This window comes from Pannonibacter phragmitetus DSM 14782 (assembly GCF_000382365.1).
Lineage (GTDB): Bacteria > Pseudomonadota > Alphaproteobacteria > Rhizobiales > Stappiaceae > Pannonibacter > Pannonibacter phragmitetus.
Map to the genome: position 1 here is coordinate 57,667 of NZ_KB908225.1, position 18,949 is coordinate 76,615.

Below are 18,949 nucleotides of genomic sequence, written 5' to 3' on the forward strand. Positions count from 1 at the left end.
GGGCTCAGAACTTCACGTTGAAGGCGGCGGAGAAGGTGCGCCCGGCGCCGGTCTGCAGTTCCAGCGGGTTCTGGCTGGCAACGGAGGTGGAGGGGCGCAGGGTCATGCCCGCAGCGGAGGCCTCGAAATAGCGGGTGTCGAAGACGTTCTTCACCCCCACATCGAAGGAGGCCATCCCGCTGACCTTCCAGCTGGCGAAGAGATCCAGCAGCGCATAGCCATCCGGCTTGAAGCCGTTGACCTCGCCCACCTTGTAGACGGGGCTTGCCAGGGTCGTCACCGCATCCAGCGTCAGGTTGTAGTCGGGGATGGCGTAGCTGAGGCCCAGCACCGCCGTCAGCGGCGGCAGCGTGTGCGCCGTGGTGTCCGCATCCGCCGAGACATTCTGGACGCCCTTCTGCCAGGACAGGCTGGCGGTGGCCGTCAGATCCCGCGTCAGGCTGTAGGCGCCTTCCACCTCGATGCCCCAGACCTGCACCTTGGAGAGGTTGCGGTAGGTGTAGCTGTTGGTGCCCGGCGGGTTGTAGAAGCTCTGGATGAAGTCGGTGTAGCGGGCATGGAACGCGGTGACGGCGACATAGCCGTTGTCGATCTCGGCCCTTGCACCGGCCTCCAGCGAGCGCACATGTTCGGGCTTCAGATCCATCGCGGGGATGAGATCGAAGGCCGTTCCGGGCACGGAGGTGTAAAGCTGCTGGGCGGTCGGCATCTTGAAGCCCTCGCCATATTTGCCCCAGACGGACCAGGTCTGATCGACCCGGTAGAGTGCACCGAGGCTTTTCAGCAGCTCGTTGTCCTGGCGCACGAACGGCGGGGAGCCGGCCACCAGCTTGTAGTCGGCATCGGGCTTGGGCTCGATGCGGTAGGTGGCAAAGCGCAGGCCGGGCGTCAGCTCCAGTTTGCCGTCGAACAGGCCGATCTTGTCCTGCGCATACACATCCGCCCGGCGCGTCTGCGCATTGGCGAAGTTGAAGCCCCCGGCCCGCGCCTCGGTCACCGCGCCGGTGGCGAGGTTGGTGGTGCGGTCGCGGCGGACATAGTCCTGCGTGGAATAATCTCCGTCGAAGCCGAAGGTCAGCTCATGCGACAGCGCGCCGGTGGCAAAGCCCTTGGTGGCCTGCAGGTCGAGTTCGTAAAAGTCTTCCGAATAGCCAAGCAGGTCCTCGGTCGTGTAGGCCTGCCGGGCAGATGTCACGCCGCGCTGAAGGCCGCTGCGGTCATATTTGTGCGGGGCATAGGCGAAGGAGGTCTTCAGCGAGTCCAGCAGGCCGTTTTCCGGCGTCCACTGATGCTCGGCGCCGAAGCGGTGGCGCGTCAGCTCCAGCTTGCGGTCATAGGAGGTGAGCGTGCTGCCATTGGTCTGGCGGCCGAGGGTGCGGGTGTAGTCCACATCCGTGTCCCGGCGCATCATGTCGGCGGAAAGCTCCAGCCGGTGCTCGGTAGTGGGCGTCCAGACGAACTTCAGCAGGCCCCGGTAGCTGTCCGTACCCATCCTGTCGAGCTTGTTGCAGGGCAGCTGTCCGGCAGCCAGATTGCGCGGGCAGCCATAGAGGCCGCCATCGGCGCGGGCGTTGGAGAGCCGCGCCTCATGCGCCGACTGGCGGGACACCGCCGCCAGAACGGCAAATGTGTCCGACCAGCGCTGCGCAAACACGCCTGATGCGGTGCCCGAGCCGTTGAGGCTGTCATAGGCAAGCCTGCCCTGCCCGCCCATCTTGCGGCCCTTGAGCACGTCTTCCGGGTCCAGTGTTTCCACCGCGACGATGCCGCCAAGGGCATCCGCGCCCCACAGCACGGAGGCCGGGCCGCGCACCACCTCGACCTGCCGCACGAAGTTGAGGTCCAGATAGTCGCGGGTGCCATCGGTGATGCGCTCGGCGACGCGTGAGCCATCCACCAGCATCTGCACCCGGTTGCCGCCAACGCCGCGCACGGTGAAGCCGCTGAAGGTGTTGAACGGATCGGTGGCGCTGGTCTGCCGGGCCACGGTGACGCCGGGCAGATAGCGCGTCAGCTGCTGCATGTCGGAAATGCCCAGCCGCTCGATATCCGCGCCCGTGACGACGGACACATGCGCGGGAACATCCAGAACCGCCGTTTCCTGCCGGTCTGCGAAAAGGGTGACGCGGCTGAGCTGGGTGATCAGCCCCTGCGCATCAGCCTTTGCCTGCACATCAGTGGCCGCAGCGTCCGGTTGGGCGGCGGTTTGGGCGGCAGTTTGCGCAAGGGCCTGGCCTTGCTGCGCGCACAGGAGGGCGAGGCCGGCGCAGCCCGCCAGCCAGAGGGCTTTGCGCCCTTCGTATCTCGACATGAAAATAGCTCCCCGGCAGCTCCCCGCTGTGCGGATGGAGCCGGTCTACAGTTTGACTGCTTGCTTTGGGCTGGCTGGGATGACCGGCACAGGTTCAGCCGGTCATGTACATGCCGGGATATAAAACCTGATATTAAGAGTCAAGTATTAATTATGGCGCGATGATGACACCCGCCGAGGGGGCTTTCCACCTGCGCAAGGAAAAACCGCCCGGATGGCTGGCATCCGGGCGGCTCGGGATATCGGGTTTTCTGAAGATCAGAACTTCATGCGCAGGTTGCCCTTGACGCTGTGGTCGCTGGCCTTGGCAGCCAGCTCGCCCTGATAGGCGAGCGTGACGTCCACCTTCTCCGTCATCGTCATCGAAACGCCGGTGCCGATCAGGAACACATCGCGGTCCAGCGCCCGGCCCTGAATGGCAAAGGGGCTGCCACCGGCGAAGGCCATGCTCATGAGGGGCGTGATATCCCCGAAGGCATGGCGCCAGGCGAGTTCACCCGTCAGCCGGACGGGAATGCCCTGCAGCCCGGTCTGCACCGCGCCGCGCACGCCCACGGTGGAGAAGGCGGTGTCCATCGCCTTGCTCCGCCCGGACAGCGCCGCGCTGCCGCCGGTTTCCGTAAAGCTCGCCCCGTCCTGATGCACCAGCGCAAGACCGGTGAAGCCTTCCACGAAAGCCCCCTGCATCACGCCGCTGAACATCTGGCCATAGGCCAGCTCGCCGAAGCCCTGCACCTGGCCGGTGTCATAATCGGCCTCCAGCCGCTGGGAAATGCTGCCGAAGCTGACGTTACGCCGGGTCGAGATATCCTGCCAGCTGTAGCTTGCACCGCCGCGCAGAGACACAGCGCCCCAGTCCGTGGCGTCGAAATCATAGCTGCCGTAAACGCCCGCATGATAGCCCGAGACAGTGGCCGTGGAGGCGAGCTCCTTGCCATCCAGATGGCTGCCGGTATAGCCGGCAAACACACCCGCCATGGCGTTGTCCGTGGGCTTTGCCTCGATGCCCGCCATCAGCCCGCCGGTGTTGCGGCTGAAGCCGGGTACAGAACCGGAGGAGCGCTCCTTGCCGAAGCTGCCGAGCGCCTCACCCCAGACACGGGCGCCGGTGAAGCTGAAGTCGCCGCCCTGGAAGCGCTGATTGAAGGACTCGTTCGTCAGGCGCTTGACCGCCGTCTGCCCCACCTGCGTGCTGCCAGACATGATCTGGCTCAGAACGGCGCCCTGTGCTTCGCCGGAAAGCTGGGCGAAGGCATTGCGCGCACCCTGGGGTGTCAGGCCGGTCACGGCCTTCTTCACATCCGAGGAGTCCGGCAGGTTTGAGGTGCTGTGCGCCGCCGCCTTGTGGTTGACGGTGGCTGCCAGATCGGCAAAGCTGACGTTGTTGCGCAGCAGCATCAGCTTCAGATCCGTTGCCGAATAGCTGAAGGCTGCGTCGAGGAAGGCGAAGTTGGTCAAGAGAACGTGGTCGAACCGGCCGGAAATGTTCTGCGCGCTCAGGACGGTGTAGATGGTCGAGGGGGCATAGCTGCCCTGTTCGGCATTCACCTGCAGCTGCGTGCCGCTGGCAATGGTCACCTGCCCCGTCGCGGTCAGAAGGTCCGAGCCCCCGGCGGCCGCCGTCTCCACCGCAAAGACCGAGCCCGTTTCAAACGTCACATTGCCGTTCACCGTGATCGTGCCGAGGGAATTGCCGGGCGAGACGGTGCTGCCATACCCGGCATTGACCGAGCCTACCGAACCATTGCCGGCAAGGGTGCCCAGGGCGTAGAGCGACACCGACGCGTTGCTGAGGCTCGCGCCATTCAGCCGCACCGTTGCATCAAAGACCCCGATCTGGCCGCCGTATGAGCTGGCAAAGGACGCCGTGCCGCCGCCGGTCACGCCCACCGTGCCGGGGCCCATGATGTTCGCGCCCACCGTATAGGCATCCGAGCGGTTGAAGAGCAGCGTTCCCTTGTTGCTGATGCTACCTGAGATGCTGCCCGACTTGCCGCCATTGCCAATGCTCAGGCTGCGGCCAGAGGCAATCTCCGTCCCGCCGGAATGCGAGATATCCCCGGTCAGGAACAGCGTGCCGCCGCCGGTCTGCTGCACCGTGCCCGTGCCGCTGATGTTACCGGCGAAGACCATTGCATCGGAGCGGTTGAACACAAGCGCGGCGTTGTTGATGACATTTCCCGTGCCAAGCGAACCGGAGGTGCCGCCATTGCCCACCTGCAGCGTGCCTGCGGAAATGGTGGTGCCGCCGGAATAGCTGCCGGTGCCGGTGAGAACCAGCGCGCCGCCGCCCGACTTCACCAGCCCGCCGGAGCCGCTCATCGCGCCGGTCAATGTCAGGCCAGAAGAGGCCGCGACATCAAACTGGCCAGCGCCGGTGAAGACCATGGCGCGGGCAGTCGAGAAGCTGGCGGTTGTGGACAGCGTGCCGCCGCCGAAGGTCAGGCTCCCGCTTGCGGCGCCCAGGTTGCCGTCAGAGGAGACCGCGAGCGTGCCCGCGTTCATCTGCGTGCCGCCGCTGTAGGTGTTGGCACCTGTCAGGGTCAGCGTGCCGCCGCCGGACTTGATGAGGCTGCCGCTGCCGGAAATCACATTGCCGAGGGTGTAACTGGCCGTCTGTTCCATGGTCAGCGTGCCGGTGACGGAAATGCCGCCGTCCAGCACAGCGCCTGAACCAAGGGTGAGGGTGTTGCTGCCGCCGGTGAATTCGAGGGCCAGTGCTCTCGTCACATTGTCGGCCGCCAGACCGCCCCGGATGACATTGGTGTTGACGACGGTGAGGCCCGATCCCTTGATGCCGGACCCGCCGGTCAGCCCGTTGCCGCCAGTGATCGTGCCTGAGTTGTTGACCGTGGACATGGTGGCCTGAATGCCGGCACCGCCCGACCCTTGAGCAGCACCAGTTCCACCGGCACCGCCCTGAACCTGCGCGCCGGAGCTGACCGTCAGCACAGTGAGGTTCTGGCCAGCAAGAATACCGGCGCCGCCATCGCCGCCGTTGCCGCTGGCGGGGGCAGTGCCCTGAGGGAACACGATAGCACCTCCGGCCCCGCCGGGGCCGCCTGTGCCGCCCACAATGGTTGCCCCGCTCACTATTGTGTAGGTGCCCGGGGAGCCAGTGGCGACACCAGCGCCACCCTCGCCGCCACCGCCGCCGCCGCCGGCAATCATCGGCCCGAAGTCCGGCGTGAACGGCAGACTCTCGCCTGCCTGTCCCTGGCCACCCGCGCCACCGGTGCTGCTGTGCACATCGGCACTGCCACCAGACGCGTTGGCCGTGAAGCCATGTGTGCCACCGGTACCGCCGTGCCCGCCACGGCCCGGAAAGAATTCCATGACAATGGCTCGCCCCTCAGCTCCCGGCTGACCGGCATTGCCCCCAGAGGCGCCGCCCGTGCCGCCCTGTCCGCCAAAGGTAAGCTGATTGATTTGCTGGCCCACACCACCCGCGCCACCACCGGCCAGCGCTGCGTTCGAGGCAAGGCTGAGAGCCAGCGCGCTCGTCAGAAGGAGGCCGTTGCGCAAGGCCGCATGGCGCGGGCGCGCCGCACCTGACAGAGCCGGCCCACGTTCGGTCGCTTTGCGGATTTCGCGCATTCATGCCTCCAGCAGGATCAATCATCAGGCCAGCCACGGCTTCTGGCCGAACCCGGACGGCAAGCTTAAAAAGGACACAACTCACTTCTTGCCTTGATAAATATATACTGGAAACTTGTCAATACTTACGAAAATTAACGCAAGATAAACAACCTTAATAAGGTGTTAAGTCATCATGTATTTTGAATGTTTACTCATGTTCAATGATTTAATATTTTATTAATTGATTGAAATAACACTCTGCTCGCCATGTTCATCATAGCAAATTGAGGTCCCGGATTTTTCCTGAACAGAAGCCCTGACGGTACGTCCCGGCTGGAAAATATGCGGCAGCGGCCCAAACGGCAGGCATGAAAAAACGCCCGGATGGCTGGCATCCGGGCGGTTCTGGAGATTGGCTTTGCGGAAGGCTCAGAACACACAAAGCCGCCGGTGCCCGAGAGCGTGCCGTCCAGGAGCAGATTGGCCCCGCCTGCCACATCAAACCGGCCCGCGCTGTTGAAGACCATGTTGCGGGCAGAAGAGAAACCCGCCGCCGCCGCCAGCGTGCCGCCATTGAAGGTGATGCTGCCGCTCGTATCGCCAAGATTGTGATCGCCAGTGACAGATAATGTGCCTGCATTCAGGAGCGTGCCGCCGGTGTAGCTGTTGCTGCCGGACAGGACGATGGTGCCCGCGCCCGTCTTGCTGACAGCGCCGGAACCGGTGACGCTGGTTGCAATGGTGGCCGTCAAGCCCGTGTCGATGCGCAGCTCCATGCCGCCGGAGCCGGTCACAAGTTTGTCCGTGCCGCTCAGCGTGTAGCCACCCGTGGCGAACTGCAGGCCAGCCACGGTCTGGTCACCGGTCACCGCAACAAGGCCGCCGGAAGGTCCGGCGAAGACCGCCGTCAGGCCGGCCCAGCTCGTGGCGACATTGCCCGCCTGGCTGGTCCAGTTGGTGGAGCTGCTGTCCCAGAAGCCGCCGCCGCCATTGACGCTGCCATTGGCCGTGGTCTGGCTGCCGTTCCAGAACTGCAGGCCGGTGTAATCGACAACAAGGTTCACCTGCCCCGCCGTGCCGGTGGAAACGGAAAGCTCGTAGCCGGCCGGCACATCGCCGAACACCAGCCCGTTGTCCGCCGTCAGCGTGCCGTAGTCGAACAGCCGGTAGGTGCCGGTGCCGAAGTTGCTGCCCCTGATGATGTTGAGAATGCCGTCGAGCGTCAGGCCATGGGTGACGGACACCAGATCGTTGACGCCGCTTCCCACGACGCCCGGCGTGTCCAGCTCATAGGTCAGCAGGCTGGAATTCTGAAGCACAAGGCTGGAAACCGTCAGCGTGCCGGGGCTGCTGCCGGGGTTGAGGCTGCCGCCATCAAGCACTGTCACCGTACCGCCAAGGGTGCCGCTGCCGCCAAGCGTGGCGCCGGATTCGACGCTGACGGCCGTGTTGCCGAGCGAGCCCTCAACCTGCAGCGTGCCGGCCGAAACGGTCGTCGTGCCGGTGTAGGTGCTGGTGCCCGAGAGAAGAAGCGTGCCGCTGCCGGTCTTGGACAGATTGCCGGTGCCGGAAATGATGCCGCTCAACGTCACGGCATTGCCGCTACCGGCATCGACGATGCCGGAGCTGGCCCCAAGGGTGACGGCATTGTCAATCGTCGTGCTCCCGGTCACCGCCAGCGCGCCGCCATTCAGCACCAGCGCGCCGGTGCCAAGGTTGTCACCCGAGGCGATGGACAGGGTGCCGTTGCTGATAGCGACAGTCCCGCTGGAATTGTTGGTCCCCGTCAGCCTCAGCGTGCCGATACCTGCCTTGGTCCAGCTGCCAGAACCGAAGATGCCGCCACTGAACACCGCCGTGCTGAAGCCAGTGTCAATTGTGCTGCCGTCGGCAGAAACCACGAGATCGCCGCTGCTTGTCACATCGCCGAGAAGAGTCAGACTTCCACCGGAGAGCGCCAGCGTGCCATTTCCCAGCTGGTCACCGGAAGAAACGAACACCGCTCCATTCGCAATGGACAGGGTTCCTGTAAAGGTATTGCTGCCAATCAGTCTAAGGTAGCCCGTACCGGTCTTCGTCAAATCACCGCTGCCGGAAATGACGCCGCTCAGGGTGACATTGCTGCTGCCGGTATCAATGGCGCTGCTTGCGCCTGTAAGGACAATATTGTTGCCAAGCGTTTGGGACATACCGGCGGTCACAGCCAGCATGCCGCCCTCAAGCCTCAGCTCTGAGCTGCCAAGGTTGCTGCCCGACCCAATGGACAAGGTGCCTGCGGTGAGCGTTGTGAATCCGGAGTAGCTGTTCGTGCCGGACAGGACAAGCGTGCCAGCGCCGGTCTTGGTCAGATTACCGCTGCCGGAGATCACGCCGCTCAGTGTTACCGCATTGCCGGTGGCGATGTTGATGGTGCCGGAGCTGGCCCCGAGGGTTACGGCATTGTCAATCGTCGTCGTGCCGGTCACCGCCAGTGTGCCGCCGTTCAGCGTCAGCGCGCCGCCGCCAAGGTTGCTGTCCGAGGCGATGGACAGGGTGCCGCCGGAGATAGTCGTCGTGCCGGTGTAGGCATTGCTGCCGGACAGGGTCAGAGTGCCCGTGCCGCTCTTGACCAGCGCGCCGCTGCCCGAAATGACGCCGGAATAAGACGTAGTGTCAGCGCCAGCGACCGTCAGGGTGTTGGCATTGAGGCTGAGGTTGCTCGACCCCGACAGGGAGCCAACCGTTTCGCTGCTCTGCAATTCAACCGTGCCGCCGTTCAGCGTCAGCCCAGCAGTGTCGGCCACCGTATTGCCACCGGAGAGGATGACATGGCCGGCTTCGACCGCGATGCCGCCATTGTTGGTGTTGGTACCGGATAATGTAAGCGTACCAGTACCACGCTTGAGCAGCGTCCCGGCTCCGGACAGGTTGCCGGAGAATGTCGTGGAATCGTCGTTGTTAGCCGCCAGGGAGCCATTGAGGACAACGCTGCCGCTTCCCGCGAGCGACCCGATATTCTCGGCGCTGTTGACCTGAAGTGTCGCCCCGCCATTCACGATCACCTGACCATTGTCATAAAGGGCAATGCCGCCGGAAATCACCAGCGTTCCGGCACTGACGGTCGTGGTGCCCGTATAAAAGTTCTCGCCGCTGAACGTCAGCGTGCCAGTTCCGGCCTTCACCGCATTGCCGGTGCCGGAGATCCTGTTGCTCAGAACAAAATCGTCCGTCTGATCGATGGTCAGGTCACCCGTTACGGAAACACCGCCCTCAAGCACCGCGCCCGAGACAAGGGTGAGCGTATTGCTGCCGCCGGTGAATTCAAGGGCCAGCCCCCTCGTCACGTTATCGGCGGCCAAACCCCCACGGATGATCCCGTCGTTGGTGACGGTGAGGTTGGAGCCCTTGACGCCGGAACCACCGGTCAAGCCGTTGCCGCCAACGATTTCGCCGGAATTGTTGATCGTCGCCATCGAGGCCACGATGCCGGAGCCGCCGGCGCCAGCGGCACCAGCAGCACCGCTAGAGGCAGACGTGCCGCCCGCGCCGCCTGCACCGCCGTTGCCGCCCAGAACTCTCGATTCGTTGTCGACGGTCAGCAACGTCCCGGTCTGGCTGATAAAGACACCCGTGCCGCCATCGCCGCCACCGCCGCCGCTGCCAGCGAAGCCGGAGCCGGAAGTATTGCCACCGGCACCGCCCGCACCACCCGCACCAGCTGTAATGACGCTCTCATTCCCAATGGTGTAGGAACCTGGAGCGCCGAGTACCAGCCCCGTGCCGCCCTCGCCACCACCGCCGCCACCGCCGCCGGCGCCGTTCGTAAACCCCGCAGGTGCACCTGCACCACCAGCAGCACCAGCTTGACCGGTGGTACCGGTGGTTACGTTAAGACCAACGCCTGTATCAGACACGGAGCTGCCTGTCGCGCCGCCATCGCCGCCGGCTCCACCATTACCAGCGTCTGCATTACCCGTAGTTCCCGCCTGACCGGCAGCTCCCGCCGCGCCGCCCGCGCCGCCCTGTCCTCCAGGATTAAACTGGGAGCTCCCGCCAGCACCACCGGCTCCACCGCCGGCAAAGGCCGGGGCCTGGGCAGCCATGGCCAGCACCACCGCCGTGGTGAGCAGCAGACCGCTCCGGAAGGCCGCTTGGCGCGGGCGCGCCGCACCTGAAAGAGCACGCACAGTTTCGTTCACATGGCGGCGTTCGCGCATTTATTCCCCCGGGGATACAATTCAGCGGAGCTGGCAGCCTCTCCCCACGAGAGCTACAGCATCAGCCGGACAGACAGACTTCCAAACAATATCAAATTGGAATAAAGGCAAATGGAAGCACTGTCAATATGCCAACAAAACTCAAAAGTTGCAGATTTTTCATTAAATCACATATCTTGTACTTGCATTTCATATGTATATTTTTGCATTAATTGATAATTACTTGAACTTCCTTTGCATCCAGCCAGTACTTTCTCAGGACAGTTACAGCGGAAAAACCAATCGCCTATGGCGGCTGGATTGAAGTCTCCACGCAAAAAAGCTGGTAACTCCGGAAATGTATATGGCCGTAGACAATTCCCCCCTGTCCTCCCTGTCTTTTCATCATATTCCGCTGCGTCATTCATGTGTTTCCCGCTATTGCGCCGGATCTGCCGTGACTGGCCGCGCCAGTTCATTGGCAGCCGCCGGATGACCTGGCGCAGCCTGCGGCCCTGCCCTCTGCGCAAGTTCAGGGGCATGAGGGCAAATCCGTGCAGTGCCCCTCTCCTCCTCCTCTGGCTACTGTATGCGCATCGTGCTTGAAGCCGGAGACGGTTTGGGGAAAGGCTGCAATCTGGTCACTCAGCGCGGCGTTTCAGCCCCCCTCCCCCTCGTGGGGAGGGGGGCGGCAGGCGTCCTCCCGAAAAGCAAACGCCTCATTGCGGGCAGTTTCCGAACCTGATGTGTGAATCCGGTAGCTCTCCACCAGGGGGCAGTGTTTGCTTTGGACGCACGGAGGAAGAATGCACCGGCATGATGGCAGGGCCTCCCCGCCCAGGCATGAAAAAACGCCCGGATGGCTGGCATCCGGGCGGTTCTGGAGATTGGCTTTGCGGAAGGCTCAGAACCTCAGGCGGAAGCTGCCCTTGACGCTGTGGTCCGTGGCCTTTGCCGCCAGCTCGCCCTGATAGGCGAGCGTGAGGTCCAGCTTTTCCGTCATCGTCATCGAAACGCCGGTGCCGATCAGGAACGCATCACGGTCCAGCGCCCGCCCGCGGATGGCGAAGGGGTTGCCACCGGCCAGAACCATGGTCTGGGTTGCGGCAACATCGCCGAAGGCATGGCGCCAGGCGAACTCGCCCGTCAGCCGGACGGGAATGCCCTGAACCCCGGTCTGCACCGCACCGCGCACACCCACCGTGGAGAAGGCAGTCTCCAGAGACTTGCCACGGCCGGTCAAGGCGGCGGTGCCGCCGGTTTCGGTGAACTTCGCCCCATCCTGATGCACCAGCGCAAGCCCGGTGAAACCTTCCACGAAGGCCCCCTGCATCACGCCGCTGAACATGTGGCCATAGGCCAGTTCGCCGAAGCCCTGCACCTGGCCGGTGTCATAATCCGCCTCCAGCCGCTGGGAGATGCTGGCGAAATTGACATTGCGCCGGGTCGAGAAGTCCTGCCAGCTGTAGGCAGCACCGCCGCGCAGCGACAGGGCGCCCATGTCCGTGGCCGCAAAGTCATAGCTGCCGTAGATGCCGGCGTGATAGGCCGTCACGGTTGCGGTGGAGCCAAGCGGCTTGCTGTCCAGATAGCTGCCCGTGTAACCGGCCATGACGCCCGCCAGCGCCTGATCCGTGGGCCGCGCCTCGATGCCTGCCATCAGGCCGCCCATGTTGCGGCTGAAGCCGAAGGCCGTATCCGCCGCCCGTGTCCGGCCGAAGCTGCCAAGCGCCTCACCCCACACCCGCGTGCCTTCAAAGCTGAGGTCGCCCCCCTCGAACCGGCGGTCAAACGCTTCCTGCGACAGGCGCTTGAGGGCCGCGCCGCGCACAATGGCGCTGTCTTCCAGCATCTGCCCGGCCGCAGAGGCATGCAGTTCGCCCGAGAGCTGGTTGAAGGCATTGCGGGCCCCTTCGGCAGACAGGCCGGTCACTGCAGTCTTCAGATCGGACGAGCCCACAAGGCTCTCAAGGCCGGAAGCCGTTGAGCCGCCATTCGGCGTGTCCGTAACATCGGGAAGGTCGGTGCTGTTGCGCGTCAGCGTCAGCAGCACATCGGTGGCCGAGTAGCCGAGCTCCGCAGTCAGGAAGGCGAAGTTGGTCGTGACCACCGGATTGAACTGGCCCGACACGCTGGCGCCGCTCACGATGCTGTAGGTGGTGGAGGGGGAATAGGTGCCGCTTTCGGCCAGCACACGCACGGATGCGCCGCTGTCGATGGTCACTGCGCCGGTGGCGATCACCCGGTCGGACGTGCCATTGGCATTGACTTCCACCTCATAGACGGACCCTGCCCCGAAGGACACCGGCCCGGCCACGTTGATGGTGCCGATGGAATTGCCCGGTGCCACGATGCCGCCCGACAGAACCGTCAGGCTGGCGACGGTGCCATTGCCCGCGAGGGTGCCCGTCTCTCCGGCCAGGCCGCCGAGGGTAACAGGAGATCCCGCCAGTCCGCTGCCGTCCAGCACCAGCCTTGCATCCAGAACAGCCGTGGACCCGGAATAGGCGCCCGCAAACTGCACCCGGCCGCTGCCCGTGAAGTCGATGCGGCCCGTACCGGAGACGGTGCCCGGCACCGTGTAATTGTCGGACCGGTTGAAGATCAGCGTGCCATTGTTGACGATGGGTCCTGTGACTTCACCGCTGGTGCCGCCATCGCCGAAAAAAAAAAAGCTGTTGGTGCCTGTGCCGGAGAACGTGAACGTTCCAGATTCAAACTTGACCAGCGTCCCGGATCCGGACAGGGTGCCGGAAAAGGACGAGGAACCGCCGCCGTGGCCAATGGCCAGGGAAGCGCCGTTGAGGACAACACTGCCGCTTCCCGAAAGCGCCCCCACCCTCTCGGCACTGTTGACCTGAAACGTTGCCCCGCCATCGATGATGACTTGGCCATTATCCCAAAGAGCAACGCCGCCGGAGATCACCAGGGTTCCGGCGCTGACGGTCGTGGTGCCCGTATAAAAGTTCTCGCCGCTGAACGTCAGCGTGCCAGTTCCGGCCTTCACCACATTGCCGGTGCCGGAGATCCTGTTGCTCAGAACAAAATCGTCCGTCTGATCGATGGTCAGGTCACCCGTTACGGAAACACCGCCCTCAAGCACCGCGCCCGAGACAAGGGTGAGCGTATTGCTGCCGCCGGTGAATTCAAGGGCCAGCGCCCTTGTAACGCCATCGCCCGAAAGGCCACCCGAGATGGTGCCTGCGTTGACGACAAGCATGTTGGCGCCCTTGATGCCGGTGCCGCCCTTCCCTGCACTGCCGCCTTCAAAACCGGAGCCACCCAAGCCGCCATCGCCGCCCACAATCCGGCCCGCCGCATCGACCTGAACGGTCACCGCGTCAACACTGGCAAAGAAGCCAACGCCGCCATCACCGCCACCGCCGCCATAGCCTTGGTCTGTAGACACCGTCCCTTCACCGCTGGCGCCATTGCCGCCATTGCCGCCTGTACCACCGGTGACACCGGAAGTGACCGTCACCGTACCGGCGCCCGACACGACAACGCCATAGCCGCCCTCACCGCCACCGCCGCCGCCGCCGCCGCGGACCGTTCCATCAGCGCCATCATTGTTGCCATTGGCTCCGTTTCCGCCTGTCCCACCGGTTACCGGGGCTGCGACCGTATCTCCCCCGTTGACCGTGCTCCCGTGAAGGCCGCCAGTGCCACCGGCACCACCAGAACCACCAAATTGCACAGCGGCGCCGCCTGCACCGCCAGCGCCGCCACCGGCACCACCGCCACCGCCGCCACTGCCGCCGGAGAAACTGTTACCAATGGCAGGGCCGCCATTGCCGGCGGGGGTGGAAACAGTTCCGCCGGCACCGCCAGGACTTGTGGGCCTGGCGCTGATGAACCCACCTTTTCCGCCGGTGCCACCATCAGCGAAAGCAGGGACCGTTGCATATGCCGAGGCAAGCACCAGCGCCGTCGAGAGGAGGAGCCCGCCCCGCAAGGCCGCATTCATCCTGCGCGGCCCACTCGCCAGACCACGCCCATTTGCCTTGCCGAATTCGCGCATCATGCCCCCGGATAAAATCAATCAGCAGGCCACACCCCTCAAGATAAGAATTCGGAGTGCCAGCCTGAAAAAATACAACCACTGCGCATTTGAATAAAGAAAGGCAATTTGGGTGTCAATATATCCGGAAATGGACAAAATACATATGAAGAAGTATATTATAATATAATATATGTATTTCATTTTTAAAATTGAGAAACACCATGGATAATTACGTTATTGATTGAGAGGCCTCCAAATTTCTCCATGTTTCCCGTGGCAAAAAATTGAAATATTTCAACCGAGGTTGAAAAATCCCAGGGAAAAACCGCATTCAGGAAAAAAGCGCGGCGGAAAATGCTCGGCCCTTTGGGAAGACCCTGCCTTGCCGGGGCGAAGACTGCAGCCTGCGCGCGGCTTCAGATCTGCCTTAACGTCACCTCAAACCGTCACGCCAACATGCGCCAAACAACAATTTTAGCCTATGCGGCGCTTGAGCCTTTTCAAGGCGTGATGCCCCTGCGGCAAAGCTTCGCATTTTGACGGACTTGCTAAAGTTTCGATTTATTGAAACTATCGCCCCTTGCATCAGGGCATCCGGAGGGGGTGGCCCGGTGCTGAGAGGGGCCGGATATGGACGAGACTGCCGCAGCCAGCGTGACGCATTCACGGCTGGAGCATTTTCCAATCACCTTTTTCGCCACCGGCATGGGCATGATGGGCCTGACGCTGGCCTGGCGCGCCGCAGAGGCTGCCTTTGGCTGGCCGCATCAAGTCTCCGGCGTGCTGCTGGCGCTGTCCGTCGCCGGGCTTGCGGTTGTCAGCCTGTTCTATGGGGCAAAGCTGCTGCGCCATGGCGGCGAAGTTGCCGCCGAATGGCGCCACCCGGTGCGCATCGCCTTCTTTCCGGCCATTTCCATCTCGCTGCTGCTGCTGGCTGCCGCCCTGGCTGAACCGGCCCCGGCCATCGCCACGGCCATCTGGCTGCCCGCCATGGCCCTGCAGGGCGTGCTGGCGCTGTCGGTCGTCTCGGCGTGGATCGGCCACCGCCCCTTCCAGCATCAGGCGCTGACGCCCGCATGGTTCATTCCTGCAGTGGGCAATGTGGTGGTGCCGCTGGCCGGAGCCCGGCTCGGCTACATGGAACTGTCCTGGCTGTTCTTTTCCGGCGGGCTGATATTCTGGATCGTGCTGCTGACGCTGGTGATGAACCGGCTGATGTTTCACGATCCCCTGCCCGGCAAGATGGTTCCGGCGCTGATGATCCTCGTCGCGCCGCCCGCCGTTGCCTTCACCGCCTGGCTGCGGCTGACAGGTGAGCCGGGCCATTTCGGCCACTTCCTGCTGAGCGCCGCCTATGTCTTCGCACTCGTTGTCGCCACACAGGCCGGCAAGCTGCGCAACCTGCCCTTTGCGCTGTCCTGGTGGGCGCTGTCCTTTCCGCTGGCGGCCCTTGCCATTGCCAGCTTCGGCTATGCGGGCGCAGCCGCTTCGCTGGCTCACAAGGTCATCGGTGCCGGGCTTCTGGCCCTTCTCACCATCGTTGTCATTGGCCTTGTCTGGAGGACGGCAGGGGCAATCAGAAGCGGCACCATCTGCGTGCCTGAGTGAGGTTCAGGCCGGGCACTGGCCCGGACTGAACAAGCCCGTGCGGCGCATGAGCAGTTTCAAGGCGTGATGCGTCAGCATCCCGGACGCCTTGGTAAAGGGGGGAACATGAAAGAAAACAAGCATTTCACACTGAGCCGCCGCAGCTTCATGGGGCTGGCGGGCGCCGCCGGGGCCACGGCTGTTCTGGCCGCGCCCGGCAAGGCACAGCCGGTCAGCACCAAGGCCCGCATCGTCATCATCGGTGCGGGGGCTGCGGGCACAGCGCTGGCCAACCGGCTGGTGGAGCGGCTGAACGGCGCCAGCATCACCCTCATCGACGCCAGCGCCCAGCACATCTACCAGCCGGGCCTGTCGCTCGTCGCCGCCGGGCTGAAGCCCGCCTCCTACACGGTTTCGCGCACCAGCGACTGGCTGCCGAAGGGCATCACCCTGATCACGGACACGGCCGCTGCCGTTGATCCGCTGTCGAAGGTGGTCTCCACCACCGGCGGGCAGACGGTTGCCTATGACTTCCTCGTGCTCGCCCCCGGCCTGACGCTGGATCACGATGCCATCGAAGGCTTTTCGCTGGATCTGGTCGGCAAGGACGGCATCGGCGCCCTTTATGCAGGGCCGGACTATGCGGCGCGCACCTGGGCAGCCGCCTCCGCCTTCACCGAAAAGGGCGGCATCGGCCTCTTCACCCGCCCGGCGACGGAAATGAAATGCGCAGGCGCACCGCTGAAGCACACGTTCCTGATCGATGACATCGCCAGCCGGGGTGCGGGCCGCGCCAAGTATGAAATCCACTATGCGGCCCAGAACAACGCCCTCTTCTCCGTGCCCATCGTCTCGGAAAAGGTGCGCATGCTCTTCGGCGAGCGTGGCTTCAAAACCCATTACAGCCATGTGCTGAAGGCGGTGGACCCTGCCCGCAAGCTGGCCACCTTCAACGTCACCTCGAAAGACCCGGCGACGGGCACGGACGTGACCTCGCAGCAGGAACTGCCCTATGACTACCTGCATGTGATCCCGCCGCAGCGGGCGCCGCAGTTCATCCGCTCTTCCGGCCTGTCCTGGGCGGACAAGTGGACGGATCAGGGCTGGGTCGAGTGCGACCAGAAAACCCTGCGCCACCTGCGTTTTCCGGAGATCTTCGCCCTTGGCGACGTGGCCGGTGTGCCGAAGGGCAAGACGGCGGCTTCCGTGAAGTGGCAGACGCCCGTGGTGGAGGACCATCTGGTCGCCGCCATTGCCGGTAAGGAAGGCACCGCCATCTATGAAGGCTACACCTCCTGCCCGCTGATCACCCGCGTTGGCCGGGCCATGCTGGTGGAGTTCGACTATCAGAACAACCTCGTCCCCTCCTTCCCCGGCATCATCGCGCCGCTGGAGGAACTGTGGATCAGCTGGCTGATGAAGGAATTGGCGCTGAAGGCAACCTACAACGCCATGCTGCGCGGCAAGGCCTGAGGGAGGAGACATCATGAAGGACCTGACGTTTGAAACCCTCATCGCCGTCTTTGAGGAAATCTTCGGGGGCGGCCTGTTCTGGGCGATGGTCATCGTGGCCGGTCTTGTCACCGCTGCCTATCTCTATGTGCTGATCCGCGACCGGGCGCTTTCCATGCGCAAGTTCCTCTGGGCGCAGCTCTCCATGCCCTTTGGTGCGGTGGCGGCGGTCTGGTTCGTGCTGGGGGTCACCCATTCGCACCTGCGCGACATGGGCGGGCCGGTGGATCTCATCGTCCTGCTCGGCGTTGCCGTGCTCGGCGCCATCGGTGCGGCCATTCTCGTCTACACCGCCCAGTCGCTGATCCGGGGCGAAGGCGCGCGGTGAGGAAAACCAGTCTGGAATCGCTCCAGAATTGACTGAGGTCAAACAGGACTGCGGGGCGTCACCGTAGCCTGTTTCTGGAGGGGTTCCAAACTGCGGAGAATAAAGATGACGCGTAGTTTACCCGCCGCCATGCTCGCCATGGCGCTGCTGTCCGGTGCTGCCCATGCCGATGACTTGCGGCAGACGGCACTGGAAATCTTCAAGCCCCTGCCCTCCACCATTCCGGCGCTGACAGACAATGCGGTGACGCCGGAGAAGATCGAACTCGGCAAGGCGCTGTTCTTTGATCCGCGCCTGTCGGCCTCGGGGGTCTTCTCCTGCTACTCCTGCCACAATCTGGCAACGGGCGGCGATGACAACATGGAAACCTCGGTCGGCCACGGCTGGCAGAAGGGCCCGCGCAACTCCCCCACCGTGCTGAATGCGGTGCTCAACGAGGCCCAGTTCTGGGATGGCCGCGCCGAAGATCTGGCCGCACAGGCCAAGGGGCCGATCCAGGCCGGTGTCGAAATGGCCAACACCCCCGATCAGGTGGTGGCGACGCTGAACTCCATGCCCGCCTATGTCAGCCAGTTCAAGGCCGCCTTCCCCGGCGATGGCGATGCTGTCAGCTTCGACAATATGGCCAAGGCCATCGAGGCCTTTGAAGCGACGCTGATCACCCCTGCCCCCTTTGATGCCTGGCTGAACGGCGATGACAACGCCCTGACGCAGGAAGCCAAAGCCGGGCTGCAGCTCTTCATCGACAAGGGCTGCTCGGCCTGCCATTCGGGCGTCAATGTGGGCGGACACGGCTACTACCCCTTCGGCCTGATCGAGAAGCCGGGGTCGGAAATCCTGCCCGCCGGTGACAAGGGCCGCTTTGCCGTGACCGAAACGGCGGGCGATGAATATGTCTTCCGCGCCTCGCCGCTGCGCAACATTGCCCTGACCGCGCCCTACTTCCATTCGGGCAAGGTCTGGGATCTTTCGGTGGCCGTCGAGATCATGGCTGAAAGCCAGCTCGGCGAAGCGCTGAAGCCGGAAGAAACGGCGCAGCTCGTCGCCTTCCTCGGCAGCCTCACCGGCAAGCAGCCGGCGGTGACAGTGCCGGTCCTTCCGGCCGAAACGGCGGCAACGCCGCGCCCGGTGACCGAGATCCGCTGATTAACGGCTGATTAACCATCATCTTCTGCGCCAGAAGGCGCCCGGCCCGCCGGGCGCCTTGAGTCCGATGACAAAGCAAGAGTTTTCCTCTTTCGTCATGGTCGGGCTTGTCCCGGCCATCTGCAAGCCTTTGATTTATATAGATCCTCGGCACAAGGCCGAGGATGACGATGGAGAGGCCGAAGGTTTGTCAGAAGTCTGGGGCGTCCGGCCCGCCGGGCGCCTTGAGTTTTTTCCCTGCAGGGCTCCGGATGGCACGGCACAGTCCACGGCATCGTGAAGGCCTGCGTGCTGGACTTTGCCCCTGC

At 63.7% G+C, this 18,949-nt stretch carries 8 protein-coding genes; 4 read left to right on the top strand and 4 right to left on the bottom strand.

The window, feature by feature from the left end; genetic code table 11:
• Positions 1-4: 4 nt before the first annotated feature.
• The 4 genes from H163_RS22965 to H163_RS23745 form a co-directional block, all read right to left on the bottom strand.
• Positions 5-2,311, bottom strand: a complete 2,307-nt coding sequence (locus tag H163_RS22965; RefSeq protein WP_019965453.1) for a TonB-dependent hemoglobin/transferrin/lactoferrin family receptor — start codon at positions 2,309-2,311, stop codon at positions 5-7.
• Between the two features lie 258 nt (positions 2,312-2,569).
• Complete coding sequence (locus tag H163_RS0115190) at positions 2,570-5,908, bottom strand: autotransporter outer membrane beta-barrel domain-containing protein (protein ID WP_019965454.1); 3,339 nt, start codon at positions 5,906-5,908, stop codon at positions 2,570-2,572.
• Between the two features lie 200 nt (positions 5,909-6,108).
• On the bottom strand, positions 6,109-10,086 hold the full coding sequence (locus H163_RS23740; RefSeq protein WP_019965455.1) for a beta strand repeat-containing protein: 3,978 nt from the start codon (positions 10,084-10,086) through the stop codon (positions 6,109-6,111).
• 883 nt (positions 10,087-10,969) lie between these two features.
• Complete coding sequence (locus H163_RS23745) at positions 10,970-14,086, bottom strand: autotransporter outer membrane beta-barrel domain-containing protein (protein ID WP_208975414.1); 3,117 nt, start codon at positions 14,084-14,086, stop codon at positions 10,970-10,972.
• Positions 14,087-14,698: 612 nt separating this feature from the next.
• Between H163_RS23745 and H163_RS0115205 the strand changes: the two genes are divergently transcribed.
• The 4 genes from H163_RS0115205 (at position 14,699) to H163_RS0115220 (ending at position 18,641) form a co-directional block, all read left to right on the top strand.
• Positions 14,699-15,676 carry an SLAC1 anion channel family protein gene (locus H163_RS0115205; RefSeq protein ID WP_019965458.1) on the top strand — a complete coding sequence of 326 codons (978 nt, stop codon included), beginning with the start codon at positions 14,699-14,701 and terminating at the stop codon, positions 15,674-15,676.
• A gap of 105 nt (positions 15,677-15,781) precedes the next feature.
• Complete coding sequence (locus tag H163_RS0115210; protein ID WP_019965459.1) at positions 15,782-17,128, top strand: NAD(P)/FAD-dependent oxidoreductase; 1,347 nt, start codon at positions 15,782-15,784, stop codon at positions 17,126-17,128.
• Positions 17,129-17,141: 13 nt separating this feature from the next.
• Positions 17,142-17,495: a DUF5368 domain-containing protein gene (locus H163_RS0115215; RefSeq protein ID WP_019965460.1), complete on the top strand. Its 354-nt coding sequence runs from the start codon at positions 17,142-17,144 to the stop codon at positions 17,493-17,495.
• 129 nt (positions 17,496-17,624) lie between these two features.
• On the top strand, positions 17,625-18,641 hold the full coding sequence (locus tag H163_RS0115220) for a cytochrome-c peroxidase (RefSeq protein ID WP_019965461.1): 1,017 nt from the start codon (positions 17,625-17,627) through the stop codon (positions 18,639-18,641).
• Positions 18,642-18,949 lie beyond the last annotated feature (308 nt).

Excerpts from the sequence above, each read along its gene's own strand:
- H163_RS22965 (WP_019965453.1), bottom strand. The coding sequence starts at position 2,311 with ATGTCGAGATACGAAGGGCGCAAAGCCCTCTGGCTGGCGGGCTGCGCC.
- H163_RS0115190 (WP_019965454.1), bottom strand. The coding sequence starts at position 5,908 with ATGCGCGAAATCCGCAAAGCGACCGAACGTGGGCCGGCTCTGTCAGGT.
- H163_RS23740 (WP_019965455.1), bottom strand. The coding sequence starts at position 10,086 with ATGCGCGAACGCCGCCATGTGAACGAAACTGTGCGTGCTCTTTCAGGT.
- H163_RS23745 (WP_208975414.1), bottom strand. The coding sequence starts at position 14,086 with ATGCGCGAATTCGGCAAGGCAAATGGGCGTGGTCTGGCGAGTGGGCCG.
- H163_RS0115205 (WP_019965458.1), top strand. The coding sequence starts at position 14,699 with ATGGACGAGACTGCCGCAGCCAGCGTGACGCATTCACGGCTGGAGCAT.
- H163_RS0115210 (WP_019965459.1), top strand. The coding sequence starts at position 15,782 with ATGAAAGAAAACAAGCATTTCACACTGAGCCGCCGCAGCTTCATGGGG.
- H163_RS0115215 (WP_019965460.1), top strand. The coding sequence starts at position 17,142 with ATGAAGGACCTGACGTTTGAAACCCTCATCGCCGTCTTTGAGGAAATC.
- H163_RS0115220 (WP_019965461.1), top strand. The coding sequence starts at position 17,625 with ATGCTCGCCATGGCGCTGCTGTCCGGTGCTGCCCATGCCGATGACTTG.